Origin of the sequence: Salipaludibacillus sp. CUR1, assembly GCF_021028955.1 — a bacterium.
Classification (GTDB): domain Bacteria; phylum Bacillota; class Bacilli; order Bacillales; family Salisediminibacteriaceae; genus Salipaludibacillus.
Genome location: NZ_JAIWPE010000015.1, coordinates 13,970 through 27,261, shown reverse-complemented (window position 1 = coordinate 27,261; position 13,292 = coordinate 13,970). Strand labels below are relative to the sequence as shown.

Below are 13,292 nucleotides of genomic sequence, written 5' to 3'. Positions count from 1 at the left end.
TTAAATTTTCAGAACGGGAATTTGACAATTTTATATAATCACTTCCAATTTTTATGTTAACATGCCCTGAATAACCGCTTTAATCTATTATTAAGAGCGACTAACCTTTACCAGCTGATGTAAAAACTGCTTCATTTTCTGCAAGCTTAGAAGTATATTATTAATCCGATGAACGAAGGCGAGGACACCCGGAGGATGAGCGAAGTCTGAAAATCCATTTTCCTGAAGTAGTTCTTCGGGAAAGTTAGTTGAAGACAAGCCCTCGGGTAAAGAAAACACAGCGAACTTCCACATGGATGTGGTGACTTCGGCGTTTCACAGGACGTGAAGGGGTTAGCCGAAGATCCCTGCGACGATGTTGCACTTATGCCTGTGGTATAAGCCTTCGCCGCGAGTGAATTGGCAAACTAACCGGATATCTTCCCAGGCTTCCATCACTCCTATTTTTAAATCAGCTTTTTCTTGTACTTAAAAGTGTAATAGTGATTAGAATGATTGCCATCCCTATTGTTTGAGTAAAGCTGAGGAATTCTCCCAGAATTAGAACTCCAAACAACGAAGCTGTAACGGGTTCGATCATAGCCACGACAGAAGCAACTGACGGGGAAACTATTTTCACTCCTTTTATATAAAGGAAAAAAGAGAGTCCTGCTCCCACTACTCCCAGAACCACAAACAAAAACAGGTCATCGGAATAAAACACAGATACCAGTTGTTCTCCATCTATTAAAAACACGAGCAAAACGCTAAACACGAAAAAAGCAATGGTTAAGATCGTTTGGGGACGACCATGTGCGGAAGCATATTTGAAACCGAAAATAAAAATTGCGTAAGATATGCCTGCTAATAAACCGGTGATAATTCCTATACTGTTTAAATTTCCTACACCGACCTCATAAACATTTGTTAATAAACTGATTCCTGCCATAACAACGGCTATAGAAACCCCTTTAAACAAGGTAATTTGTTCAGTACGCAATAAAAAAGAGATAAGAAGAACAAACAGCGGGGCGGTGTACATAAGAGTAGAAGCCACAGCTACGCCAGAAAGGGAAATACTGAAAAAATAAAAAGCAAAATTCCCAGCCACTCCTATCCCTGCCAGGATCGACCAGAGTACGAGAGGACGAGTCACCTGGAAATTTTTTTTAAAATTGAGGGAAAGCCAAAAAAGGATGCACAAAAGACCTACAGCCCCTCTATAAAAAGAAACAAGAAGGGGATCCCAGCCTTTATCCATCAGAATGGACCCTATCCCCCCCGACAACCCCCATAAAATTGCTGCTAATAAAACAAGTCCTGTTCCAATAAAATTCATCGGCTTTTCCTCCAATAAAACTGTTCTGTTTCTAGGTTCCTTCTGCCCTTCATTACCCTGAATCTGCTCCTGAGTAACTGAAAATTATTCAGAACTGCCAGACGAGTCTTTCAATCCCTTCCTTTTACTCGGCCATCGCCCTTTTAATGTCATCCAAATAATTAATGGGTTACAGCCTGGCCTCCCGCTTTTTTAGTGCCTCGCCCTCACTGCCATAACTAATTACTATGACTATATGCGCACTGACAGAAGGTATTTTAAGCGGCTGCCCCTCCTGAATGTGAATTTCCAATTGCAATCCTTCTCCTTTATTAAGTATAATGAATGAATAATCACTCATTTTTAAATGTTGGGAAAATTCACCGAGAAACTGACTGAAATCTATTTTTTAAAGGGGGATCTTATGGGTTGCGATGCTTTATTTCAACCGCTCACGATTAACAATTTGACGTTAAGGAGCCGTGTGATTATGGGCTCCATGCATGTAGGATTGGAAGGACTGGAAAACGGGATTCATAAACTGACAGAGTTTTACAAACGGAGGGCGGCCTTCGACGTCGGGCTGATCGTCACTGGAGGTGCAGCCGTTAACCCGGAAGGCAGTGGCGGACTCGATTTCATGACAATTTACGAAGACGAAGATATTGAACGGTGGAAGCCGTTAACTCAAGGCGTCCATGACGAAGGCGGAGCCATTGCTCTCCAGCTGTTCCACGCAGGAAGGTATGCCTACAAAATCATGACGGGAATGGACCCAGTAGCTCCTTCCCCTCTTCAGTCGCCTATTAATCCTGATAAGCCGGCAGAAATGACCCATGACCAGATTTTAAAAACGATTGACGATTTCGCGCAGGGAGCCCGCCGGGCAAAAGAAGCCGGTTTTGATGCGGTAGAAATTATGGGGTCCGAAGGGTATTTAATTAACCAGTTCGTCTCCCCTGCTACCAACAAGAGAACAGACGAATGGGGCGGCAACTTCAGCAACCGCCTCAAATTCCCTGTAGAAATCATGAAGGCCGTCCGAGAAGCTGTCGGGCCGGATTACCCTGTCCTGTTCAGAATGTCAGGCCTCGACCTGATTGATGAAAGCACGACAGAATTGGAAACGCTTCAATGGGCGCGGGAGATTGAAAAAGCAGGTGCTGATGTACTGAATATCGGAATCGGCTGGCATGAATCCAAAGTGCCGACTATCTCTATGAAAGTGCCGAGAATGCAATTCGTGCCAGTCGCTGAAAACATTGCCAAAGAAGTGTCCATCCCGGTAGTCGCCAGCAACAGAATTAATGATCCGCGTGACGCCAATAAAGTTCTTGAAGAAGGAACTGTTCAGCTCGTGTCTATGGCACGACCTTTCCTGGCAGATCCAGCTATCCTGACAAAAGGAAAAGAAGACCGTTATGATGAGGTAAATACGTGCATCGCCTGTAACCAGGCCTGCCTGGACCATGTGTTTGAAGGAAAGGCAGCCACATGCCTTGTCAATCCGGAAGCCGGCAGAGAAACCGAATTAACACTCGAACCAGCTGAAAAAACTAAAAATCTTCTTATCATAGGAGCCGGACCCGCCGGTCTGGAAACGGCCCGTGTGGCAGCTGAACGCGGCCACCATGTCACGCTTGTCGACGAGAAAACTGAAATTGGCGGCCAGCTTAACTATTCAAAACAGATACCAGGTAAACAGGAGTTTTATGAAACGCTCCGCTACTACCGGGTCCAAATGGACAAACTGGGTGTCGACCTTAAACTCGGAGAACGTTTATCAGCAGAAGATCCGCTTATAAAAGAAGCCGACGAGATCGTCATTGCTACCGGAATCGTTCCCCGGATGCCTGAAATTGAAGGGGTTAATGACAAGAATATCCTGTCTTACCGTGACGTTTTTGAGGGGACAGCCACAACCGGCAGCCGTGTCACCATCATTGGCGGCGGCGGAATAGCCTGTGACCTGGCCTTATTTTTGAAAGGAAAAGGGGTTGAGTCAATCACCCTTCTGCAGCGCAGCACGAAATTTGCCCGCGGAATCGGTAAAACTACACGATGGGCCACTCTTATGGAATTGATGCAGATGGGCATCAAAATGATCGGAGGAATTGAGGCCTATAAACGAATTGACGGGCAATCGGTCACATTTATCCACGAAGGCGAGCAGAAAACAGCTGAAGCGGATACGGTGGTTCTTGCAGCAGGACAGCTGATTAACGATGAGCTGGCTGCCGCTTTAAGGGATGAAGGCAAGAATGTGCATATCATCGGCGGAGCGAAAGATGCGCTGGGCCTTGACGCTAAAAAAGCCATTTATGACGGAGCAGTACTTGCACGTGCACTATAAATTAACGGAGGTATCGCCATGAAAACTGTAAAGTACGACGTGAAAGACGGCATAGCAACGATTATGATGAACCGCCCGGAAGTGAAAAATGCAATTAATGAAGAGATGCATAAAGACTTATATGAGGCGTTTCAGGAAGCACGGAGAGACAATGACGTTCAAGTCATCGTACTTACGGGTACAGAAGGAGCCTTCTCAAGCGGAGCCGATTTAAAGAGCATCCCCGTGAAGGAAATGGAAGCGTTTGACCACGGTGAGTACCTGGAACGCACATACAACCAGCTTTTGCTGCTGATCGACGAAATCGATAAACCAACCCTCGCCTACATGAACGGAACAGCTGTCGGAGCCGGCCTCAGTCTCGCACTCGCCTGTGATTTCCGTTTCGCTTCTTCCGATGCAAAAATCGCGCTCAGCTTTCTGCATATCGGCCTCACACCAGACGCAGGAGCTTCCTACTTTTTGCCGCGTCTTGTAGGTATGGGAAAAGCAATCGAATTGGGGCTGGGCGGCTCGATAAGCCCTGAAGAAGCTTTGAAGATTGGGCTCATTAATCAGATCGGCGACCCTGCACAGTTTATACAGGCACTCAAGCAGGCCCCCCACCCAGCCTATGGCTGGATGAAGAAAAATATGAAAGCAGGAATGGACAGCTCACTGCGTGATGTCTTATATGCTGAAGTAGAAGGCCAGCGGGCTGCAGGAAAATCTGAAGCCCACCTTCAGGCAGTCATGGCCTTCCTGAACCGGGCTAAAGGTTAAAAGCTGCACTTCAGCCATGATGCACCTTTCGTTGGTTCTCCACTCTAAAGGCAGAGAGGCCAAAGTCTGAAACCACATTTTGAAAATCGCATTCTGACATTAATCCCAGCAGCATGCCACACATCGGGCATGCTGTTTGGTTTTTTCTCCAGCGGCTTGTATAATGGGAGATGTGCAATAACGTTACATACACTATAATAATTGTGAAAACCTTTAATTATTGAACATGAACAGGAGTTGATTTAAATGGCAGAACCGGCTAAAACACTGGACGGATGGTATGTGCTCCATGATTTCCGTAAAATGAACTGGGTTGAATGGAAAAAGATTTCTTCTGATGAGAGAGAATCAATTATTGCTGAATTTATGAATTTGCTTGAAAAATGGGACAAAACCCAATCGAAATTTGAAGGCAGCCACGGCCTTTATTCAATCTTAGGGCAAAAAGCTGATTTAATGATTATGCTTTTGCGTCCGACAATGGACGAGCTCATTGAGATTGAGAGCGCGTTTAATAAGACCCGCCTTGCTGAATTTACAGTCCCAACTTATTCTTATGTCTCCGTAGTGGAGTTAAGTAATTACCTCCCTGCTGACAAAGACCCTGACCAGGATCCGGAAATTCAGGCCCGTCTCAAACCGATCCTGCCGAAGTGGCAGTATGTCTGCTTCTATCCAATGGATAAACGCCGCCAAGGCAACGACAACTGGTACATGCTTCCGATGGAAGAACGCCAGACAATGATGCGCAGCCACGGGATGATCGGACGCAGCTATGCTGGCAAAGTCCGCCAGATTATCTCCGGATCAGTCGGCTTCGACGACTGGGAATGGGGCGTGACTCTGTTCGCCCACGATGTACTCCAGTTTAAAAAGCTTGTTTACGAAATGCGCTTCGATGAAGTGAGCGCCCGCTACGGCGAATTCGGCACCTTCTATGTAGGCACCTACCTTGAAGATGAAAAAGTAAAACAATTTTTACATGTTTAGAGATAAGGATTCCGTGAGGCGCTTGTTAGCTGCCTCACGGTTTTTTTGTGCAGGGCGTTGGCGGCGCTATGCTTGCACCTACCTTGCCAAACCCTCTTTTACCTCCTTACAGCTCCCTTTTTCTCCCGGTTTCTTCCTGATACCTTTGTTGGTGCTACCCCGGTTGCACCAACTCTTCCAAACCCTCTTTTATCTCTTTCCAGCTCTCTTTTCCTCCTGTTTTCTTCCTGATCCATGTGTTGGTGCTACACCCGTTGCACCTACCTTTTCAAACCCTCTTTTACCTCCTTACAGCTCTCTTTTTCTCCTGTTTCCCTCCTGATCCATGTGTTGGTGCTCCTGCGCCGCTGTCGCTTGCTCGTCGCAGGTAATGAGTGCTACACCCGTTGCACCTACTTCTTCAAACCCTCTTTTATCTCTTTCCAGCTCTCTTTTCCTCCTGGTTTCGTCCTGATCCATGTGTTGGTGCTCCTGCGCCGCTGTCGCTTGCTCGTCGCAGGTAATGAGTGCTCCTGCGCCGCTTCGGCTTGCTCGTCGCAGGTAATGAGTGCTCCTGCGCCGCTTCGGCTTGCTCGTCGCAGGTGAAGAGTGCTACACCCGTTGCACCTACCTTGCCAAATATCCTGCGCCGCTATCCTTACTAATACTCCTTCAATCTAATTTTGGTTTTTGTCATAGGGGGTTAGGCGGGTTCATACAATGGGATTAGGATGAGCGGGGGCTGCCCTGAGATTCTGGACACAACTTCATTCGTGACCCGGCTAAAGGAGGTGTGGGGTTGGCTGTAATTAAAGCGAGAGATTCTGATATTGACTTACTGGCGAGGCTAATGCGCGCAGAAGCTGAAGGAGAAGGCGAGCAGGGTATGTTAAGCGCAGGAAATGTAATGGTTAACCGTGTGAGAGCCAGATGCCTTGACTTCGTTGATATTAATACTGTTCCCAGAATGGTTTTTCAGTCACCTGGCGGGTTTGAGGCGACCCAGAAAGGCTATTTTTATCAGCGGGCAAGGGAACGTGACAGGCGTCTTGCAAGAAGGCTGGTTGCGGGCGAACGCTTTGTTCCGGGGGAATTTGATTTATGGTTTTTCCGGCCGGATGGTCCGTGTCCTGAGCAATGGTGGGGGCAATGGAACTCGGGCAGGTTTAAATTGCATTGTTTTTACTCTCCTCTGCCTAGTGAATGTCCTTCAGTTTATACAGTTTATTAAAGGAGTGGTGGAATGTATTCACAACAAGATTTTCCGTATTCAGGATACGAAGACCAGAATTACGACAGCTCTGAAGGCGATCAGCAGCAAAAGGCATACGGTCCTGCAGGAGGGCCTCAGCAGGCCGGGGCTTTCTCTATGAGAAGCGGCCAGCAGCATGGAAGCTATCCGTCGATGCATCAAATGGGCCATCAGCACGGGGGCTATCCATCAACGCACCAAATGGGCCAAATGGGCCAGATGGGCCAGATGGGTCAGCAATTTGGAGGCTCCCCGTCTATGCATACTGGACAGCAGTTTGGAGGTTTCCAGGCGGGCCAGCAGCAGTTTTCACCATTTATGCCCGGCACACCTATGCCGCCCCCGCCACAGTTTGTTCAGCCTGGTCAGCAGCCTTTTTCACCCTTTTTACAGATTCCAGGGATGCTCCCAATTGAAATGTCGTATATTGAAAATATTCTTCGTCTTAACCGCGGGAAAGTCGCAACATTTTACATGACCTATGAAAACAATGAGAGGTGGAATGCTAAAATATTCAAAGGAGTTATTGAAGCAGCAGGAAGGGACCATATTATAATCAGTGATCCTCAGACGGACAAACGCTACCTCCTCCTGATGGTGAACCTTGATTATGTGACGTTTGATGAAGAAATCGAATACGATTACCCGTTTGACGGATTGGCACAGCAGCAGATGGCTGCTTATGCGCCGAGGTAAGCAGAGGCCTTTCTTTCACATAACACCATTTACATGCTTTAAAAAACCTGCTGCGGTCTGCAGCAGGTGTAATTTTTATTTTTTCACCCAGTATTCCGAGCAGTCTAAGCTGCGTTCCATAAATCCGTATTCGATAAAGTAGCGTCTTAAAGTTGCAAAATCGGAATAGATGGATTTAAGGATCTCGTTAACGTTTTTCTCTGAATAGATTTTTGCTGGGTTAAATCGTTGAACCAAATGCTGGAGGACAATGATCTTTCGCTTTTCCTTGCTTGGGAAAGAGGCAAGCGGTCCGTTTAGCCCTTCTTTAAAGTAAGTCTTCAGTACTTTATCCCTTTCTTCTACAGTCACTGCGTAGCGTTCATCCACCATTTTCGCCCCCTTATGAATTTCAATTAAATCATCTTTACTTTCCTTCTGCTCCTGTCTTAATCCATTCATAATGGCCAGAAACACTTTTGCCTGCTTTTCTTTCTCTTTCAGTTTAAAACGGTGGTTACGGATGGTGGAAGTGCTTCCTCCCTTTTGAGCACTGACTATTTCTCTGTCTGTCATGCCTTGTTTGAAGAAATGAAGAAGTTCCTTTTGATGATCGGAGAGGCCGGTATATTTCTTATCCATGGATAAGAGTGAATCTACTACAGACTGGTGGTCAACGGAAATGTGAAGCTGAATGGCTTTTCTGGCTTCATACAGCCTCTCTTCCCTCTCATAAACTACCCCGTCCTGAAAGCGTTCATTGCAAATAAGACAGATATATGCTTCTTCGTGGCTGTCATATGTGTAGCCCTTTGTCAGCTCTTCAACTGACGATTGCCAAAACCTCTCATCCGCTAACATAAACAAAACCCCTTTGTGTTTATTATTTATATAAACATTTTATAATTTCGTTTACTAAAAATCAATAGTTAACTTATATAAAAACCCGCTGGCTTAAACAAAACGCGCAAGGCCTTGCTTTACAACTAATTCCAGAATAAAAAGACAGGCTTTCATTTACTATGAAAGCCTGTCTGGTAATACGTTCAGTTGTTATTATTCCATCCACGCAGCAGCAAACAGCAGAGCCCAGCCTGCCAGAAAGGCCAAGCCTCCGATTGGGGTGATAGCTCCAAGTACACGAATTCCGGTTAAGCTTAAGGCATATAAGCTTCCTGAGAATAAAATAATACCCGCAACAAATGCCCAGCCTGCCCCGTGGACAAGCCCGGTCGCTGACAGATATCTGGATAGAATGGCTACAGCAATCAGGGCGAGTGCATGAATCATATGGTACTGCACACCAGTCTGGAACGTTTCCAGGTACCCCCCTGTTTCGAGACGCTCCTTAAGAGCATGAGCGCCAAATGCTCCAATGGCAACAAACAAGAAGGCATTTAAACTTCCAAGCAGCAAAAATAATTTCATGGTTTTCTCCTTTCAGTTCAATGACCATATTTCACTCCCATAACATACCATATGCCCAACAGCCAGAAAAGGGACTTGCTTCTTAAACTGAGCCAGCCCCCTTTAATTCGCCCTATTTTTACCGGTTGTGCAGAAAAACTTTTACAGCTTCTTCAACCCGTTCAGCATCCTTTTCAGTTTGGCAGTTGATCAGAATATGATCTCCTTCCACATCTATTTCAATATGACTGAAGCCCTGAGTTTCTAAAAAGTCTGCTATATCTGTCGCCTCTTCTTTTTCCGCATAAAGCGTATGGTCTCCTACATAGTCTCCATTTACAAACATTTCATATTGAGCTTCATAAAGCTTCGCATAAGCGTCCTCATTTTCGCCGATATAGCCAAAGAAGATCGGCAGACCTGGTATACCGTTTATCATGTTGTCATTCCTCCCTTTTCCAGATACGTTTAGCTTGCATTTTTTATTTAAAAATTATGTACTTAATCCTTTGCCGTACAGCGGTTCTATCTTCTATAATCAGGCTATACCATATGAAAGGACCGATGAAACATGTCTGAAAAAATAACGGTTCATCCATACACTATAGATGATTTTAACGAGCTTTTAACTATACAAAAAGAAGCCTTCCCTCCCCCTTTTCCGGAAGAATTATGGTGGAGCAAAGAGCATATTGCTGCGCACGCAGAAACGTTCCCCCAGGGGGCGATGCTCGCCAGGTTCGATGGCCAGCCGGCAGGATCGGCTACGTCATTAATCACCCGCTATGACGGGTCGCTTCATACATGGGAGGAAGCAGCTGATAATGGGTTTATCAAAAACACTCATGATCCAGGGGGGGATACACTTTACGGTATTGATGTTTGTGTACGTCCTGCCTTCAGGGGGAAAGGCGTCGCCAAGGCTCTTTACGAAGCGAGAAAACACCTTGTACAGGAGTTAGAGCTTTCACGGTATATTGCCGGCTGCCGAATCCCGGGCTTTCACACATACGCCGACCAGATGTCGCCGGTGGAATATGTCAATAAAGTCACGTCGGGAGAGTTAACTGATCTCGTGCTGTCATTCATGCTCACTCAAGGCCTCAGCCCTTTACAGGTGATACCGGGGTATGTGGAAGATCACGAATCTCTCAACTACGCTGTGATAGTCGAATGGCAGAATCCTTCTAAAAAACAGGTGTGACCCGTGCTGCCGGATTTTTCAGCCGTTTAAAAAGTGCGCTCCATAAGGAACGCACTTTTTTATTTTGATTTTGTTATGGTACCACAAATTAAACTTTGATGTTGATATTCGCTTCAGGACGCTCGCTTTCCGCGGGCGGTTCGGGAGCCTCCTCGGCGCAAAAGCGCCTGAGGGGTCTCCCTTGAACCCGCTTTTCCCGCAGGAGTCTCGCACCTTGCGCTACTATCAACCCTTATTTTAAAATCAACATTTACTTTAATCAAAGCATTTTAAAAATCAAACAGGCTGTCGCTTTCCGGTTCATCGCTCTTGTCATAAATCGTCTGTTTCTTTTTATTGCCGGTTTTAGCAGCCGGACGGTCTTCTTCCATATCGCCCATCATCATTTTAATGTCTGCTGCTGAAGGCTGGCGGACATCACCTGATGGTTGTTCTGCTGTCCGATCTTCCGAATCAAGTATCAGATCGCAGTAAGTTTTCAGCGCCTGGGCGTATTGGCGGTAGTCATCTGTTTTACCGGATTCATTCACTGCGTGCTTTAATTTAGCCAGTTCCTCTTCCATCTTTCGAAGAACAAGCTTTGCAGGAATCTCCATAGTCTTCCCTCCACTAATTACTTATTTCCTGGTTAATTCCATAAATGTATCGAGGTCCTGCTTCAGGAAATCGATCGCTTTCTGCCAGAATCCTGGTTTTGTCAGATCCACATTCAAATGTTTGATTGCCAGTTCTTCCACTTCGAGACGGCCGGTGTCGCGCAAAAGGTCAATGTATTTCTCTTCAAACGCCGCTCCCTCTTCTGATGCTTTCGCATAGATTCCCATGCTGAACAGATACCCGAAAGTATAAGGAAAATTATAAAACGGGACCCCGGTAATATGAAAATGGAGTTTTGAAGCCCAGAAACTTGGTGAATAGTCACTCAAAGATTCACAGTAAGCTTCCTTCTGAGCTTCAACCATCAGTTCATTTAGACGCTCTTTGCTGACCGGGCCGTTTTTACGCTCATCGTAAAAACGCGTTTCAAACAGAAAACGGGAATGGATATTCATAAAAAAAGCGACACTACGGTTTAACTTGTCATCGAGCAGCTGGATTTTTTCTTCATCTGTTTTGGCTGCTTTAACTGTCGCGTCAGCCACAATCATTTCTGCAAAGGTAGAAGCTGTTTCTGCCACGTTCATCGCATATCGCTGGGAAATTTGCGGAAGATCGTTCATGACATACTGGTGATAGGCGTGGCCAAGTTCATGAGCCAGTGTCGCGACATTAGAAGCCGAGCCGTCATATGTCATAAAAATCCGCGACTGTTCACTCAACGGAAAACTGGTGCAGAAACCGCCAGGGCGCTTCCCTTCTCTGCTTTCCGCTTCAATCCATTCCTCATCGAATGCTTTTTGTGCAAACTCAGCCATTTTAGGGCTGAACTTATTAAACTGGCTGACAATCATATCAGCTGCATCATCGTAACTCACTTCTGATACGTTTTCAGAAATGGGGGCACTGATATCATACATTGCCAGACGTTCTATTCCAAGAAGTTCAGCTTTACGGTTCATATATTTAACAAACGCTTCTTTGTTTTCTGTAATTGTCTGCCACATGACTTCCAGCGTTTCTTTTTTCATACGGTTAATCTGCAGCGGCTCCTTTAAGACCTCGTCCCATCCGCGGGCGCCGTAAGTTTCCAGCCTGAACCCTGCCAGGTGATTCAACGTGCTTGCAAACAAATCAGACTCTTGTGCCCAGGCCTTTTCATACCGGTCAAAGACATGCTTGCGCTTCTCTCTGCTTTTATCCGAAAGTTTATTGGACGCCTGGCCCACTGAAAGAGCCTTTGTTTCTCCGTTTTCTTCTATTTCGACTTTCATACGTCCGACAATGGTATTATACATCTCACCCCACGCATGGTAGCCATCCACCGACAGACTTTGAATAAGCTTTTCCTTATCTCCAGACAGTTTGTCTTTCGCGTTTTCGCGGCGTTCATTTAAATTAAAAAGGATTTGATTCATATCATCCCTTGCCGTAAATGCTCCCCATTGCTCGCTGTTAAAGGAAAGAAGCTGTTCATCAATCGTCGTCATGACCGAGGCGTATTTCGAGGCGAGCTGTTTCGTTTTTCCTCCTAACAGTCTGGCCAGGTCGTCGGTCACATCCTGTGCTGTCAGACAGCTGATAAATGCACTTGCTTCTCTAGCTTTCTTGCCGACCTCCTGTGCCCGGTTCACATAATCTGCCCAGAGGTCCACGTCCTCATTCTCCTCTTCCTGCGTACGGTCCATTTCTGCCTGAAAAGCAGTCAATTCAGTTTCCAGCGCTTCTAAATGCGCCTTGAATTCTTTTGAGCGGCTTCCCCCGGGAAAAATTGTATCCAAATTCCATACCTCACTATATCTGTTACTCATAAAATAACCCCTTTTTTAAAAGTATTTGCCATCTTTGGCTTTGATAAGTGCAGATTTTTTAAATCCCGCGAGACTCCCGCGGAAGAACGGGGCAGATTAGAGACCCCGCAGGACGGGAGCAGGTTTTTAACACCCACAGTTTTCCCTAACAGCGCTTAATTTTTAAGCACTTTTCCTAAACGTTGGATTAAAGGTGATTCATAAATGTGAAGCCCACGGCTTTCTTTTTGCGCAACAGCGTACATGGAAGCCGCCACGTATGAACCTTTTACAGGCTTATACTTATCCAGCGGGCCTTTCATAAAGATCGACAGCGGTTTACTGAGCCACTCTGCGGATTTCTCTCCTGCACGAAACTCATATCTTTCTCCGATAAGAAGAGATGGGCGGAAAATATGTAAAGACGGCAGATTCAGAGATATAAGCGCCTCCTCAAGAGTTCCTTTAACACGGTTATAGAAAAAACGTGATTCCCGGTTTGCCCCTGTAGCACTGACGACTGTAAAAGTATCCGCACCGTATTCTTTAGCCAGTTCCGCTATTTTGAGTGAATAGGTGTAATCCACCTTTATAAATTCTTCATGAGATTTAGCCTGTTTCATAGTGGTGCCAAGAGCCACAAAGATATCATTTATTTCTTCAAAAACAGGTCCAATTCCTTCCAGTTCCTCAAAAGATACAATATGTTCCCGGACAAGCGGGTGTTTGAAAAAAGGAGTTCTCCTTCGGGTCAGAATGTGAATTTCATCATACTTACGGCTGTTAATGAGCTCTTTGACTATATGTCTTCCCACTAACCCTGTCGCTCCGGCTACTGCAGCTTTTTTCAATCTGATCACCTCTTCCCATAATTTTCTGTACTGTCAATGTACCATGAAAAGGCTCGAAATAGAAACGATTCTGCAGGCCCTCTGGAGAATAAAATGGTTGAAAAAATAAATAGTTTTAAATTTCTTCATGCCTGA

At 45.7% G+C, this 13,292-nt stretch carries 15 protein-coding genes; 6 read left to right on the top strand and 9 right to left on the bottom strand.

All coding sequences use genetic code 11. The features are described 5' to 3' along the window. Positions 1-451 precede the first annotated feature (451 nt). Positions 452-1,318: a DMT family transporter gene (locus K8O68_RS02980; protein WP_230895456.1), complete on the bottom strand. Its 867-nt coding sequence runs from the start codon at positions 1,316-1,318 to the stop codon at positions 452-454. A 403-nt stretch (positions 1,319-1,721) separates the two neighbouring features. Between K8O68_RS02980 and K8O68_RS02975 the strand changes: the two genes are divergently transcribed. The 3 genes from K8O68_RS02975 (at position 1,722) to hemQ (ending at position 5,402) form a co-directional block, all read left to right on the top strand. Next, complete coding sequence (locus K8O68_RS02975) at positions 1,722-3,650, top strand: oxidoreductase (RefSeq protein ID WP_230895455.1); 1,929 nt, start codon at positions 1,722-1,724, stop codon at positions 3,648-3,650. An 18-nt stretch (positions 3,651-3,668) separates the two neighbouring features. Then, positions 3,669-4,412 carry an enoyl-CoA hydratase/isomerase family protein gene (locus tag K8O68_RS02970; RefSeq protein ID WP_230895454.1) on the top strand — a complete coding sequence of 248 codons (744 nt, stop codon included), beginning with the start codon at positions 3,669-3,671 and terminating at the stop codon, positions 4,410-4,412. Positions 4,413-4,658: 246 nt separating this feature from the next. After that, positions 4,659-5,402, top strand: a complete 744-nt coding sequence (hemQ, locus tag K8O68_RS02965; RefSeq protein WP_230895453.1) for a hydrogen peroxide-dependent heme synthase — start codon at positions 4,659-4,661, stop codon at positions 5,400-5,402. Between the two features lie 98 nt (positions 5,403-5,500). On the opposite strand, the gene K8O68_RS02960 is transcribed toward hemQ, so the two are convergent. Further along, positions 5,501-5,638, bottom strand: coding sequence for a hypothetical protein (locus K8O68_RS02960; RefSeq protein WP_230895452.1), 138 nt, complete (start codon positions 5,636-5,638; stop codon positions 5,501-5,503). Positions 5,639-5,690: 52 nt separating this feature from the next. Next, the gene (locus K8O68_RS02955; RefSeq protein WP_230895451.1) at positions 5,691-5,861 is read right to left on the bottom strand and encodes a hypothetical protein; all 171 of its coding nucleotides are present in this window, start codon (positions 5,859-5,861) and stop codon (positions 5,691-5,693) included. 319 nt (positions 5,862-6,180) lie between these two features. On the opposite strand from K8O68_RS02955, the gene K8O68_RS02950 reads away from it, so the two are divergent. Together K8O68_RS02950 and gerQ are read left to right on the top strand one after the other, a co-directional pair. Continuing rightward, positions 6,181-6,612, top strand: a complete 432-nt coding sequence (locus K8O68_RS02950) for a cell wall hydrolase (RefSeq protein WP_230895450.1) — start codon at positions 6,181-6,183, stop codon at positions 6,610-6,612. Between the two features lie 12 nt (positions 6,613-6,624). After that, positions 6,625-7,329 (top strand): spore coat protein GerQ, encoded by a 705-nt coding sequence (gene gerQ / locus K8O68_RS02945; RefSeq protein ID WP_230895449.1) that lies wholly within the window; start codon positions 6,625-6,627, stop codon positions 7,327-7,329. Positions 7,330-7,404: 75 nt separating this feature from the next. On the opposite strand, the gene K8O68_RS02940 is transcribed toward gerQ, so the two are convergent. From K8O68_RS02940 to K8O68_RS02930, 3 genes are all read right to left on the bottom strand, one after another. After that, entirely contained in the window at positions 7,405-8,169 is a 765-nt protein-coding gene (locus tag K8O68_RS02940) for a DUF2087 domain-containing protein (RefSeq protein WP_230895448.1), read from the bottom strand. A 195-nt stretch (positions 8,170-8,364) separates the two neighbouring features. Next, positions 8,365-8,736 (bottom strand): DUF423 domain-containing protein, encoded by a 372-nt coding sequence (locus K8O68_RS02935; protein WP_230895447.1) that lies wholly within the window; start codon positions 8,734-8,736, stop codon positions 8,365-8,367. A 118-nt stretch (positions 8,737-8,854) separates the two neighbouring features. Further along, positions 8,855-9,154 carry a hypothetical protein gene (locus K8O68_RS02930; protein ID WP_230895446.1) on the bottom strand — a complete coding sequence of 100 codons (300 nt, stop codon included), beginning with the start codon at positions 9,152-9,154 and terminating at the stop codon, positions 8,855-8,857. A 132-nt stretch (positions 9,155-9,286) separates the two neighbouring features. On the opposite strand from K8O68_RS02930, the gene K8O68_RS02925 reads away from it, so the two are divergent. After that, positions 9,287-9,919: a GNAT family N-acetyltransferase gene (locus K8O68_RS02925; RefSeq protein WP_230895445.1), complete on the top strand. Its 633-nt coding sequence runs from the start codon at positions 9,287-9,289 to the stop codon at positions 9,917-9,919. 269 nt (positions 9,920-10,188) lie between these two features. On the opposite strand, the gene K8O68_RS02920 is transcribed toward K8O68_RS02925, so the two are convergent. From K8O68_RS02920 to K8O68_RS02910, 3 genes are all read right to left on the bottom strand, one after another. Next, positions 10,189-10,515: a YwdI family protein gene (locus tag K8O68_RS02920; RefSeq protein WP_230895444.1), complete on the bottom strand. Its 327-nt coding sequence runs from the start codon at positions 10,513-10,515 to the stop codon at positions 10,189-10,191. Positions 10,516-10,536: 21 nt separating this feature from the next. After that, the gene (locus K8O68_RS02915) at positions 10,537-12,327 is read right to left on the bottom strand and encodes a M3 family oligoendopeptidase (protein WP_230895443.1); all 1,791 of its coding nucleotides are present in this window, start codon (positions 12,325-12,327) and stop codon (positions 10,537-10,539) included. 155 nt (positions 12,328-12,482) lie between these two features. Further along, entirely contained in the window at positions 12,483-13,157 is a 675-nt protein-coding gene (locus tag K8O68_RS02910; RefSeq protein ID WP_230895442.1) for an NAD-dependent epimerase/dehydratase family protein, read from the bottom strand. Between the last annotated feature and the right edge of the window lie 135 nt (positions 13,158-13,292).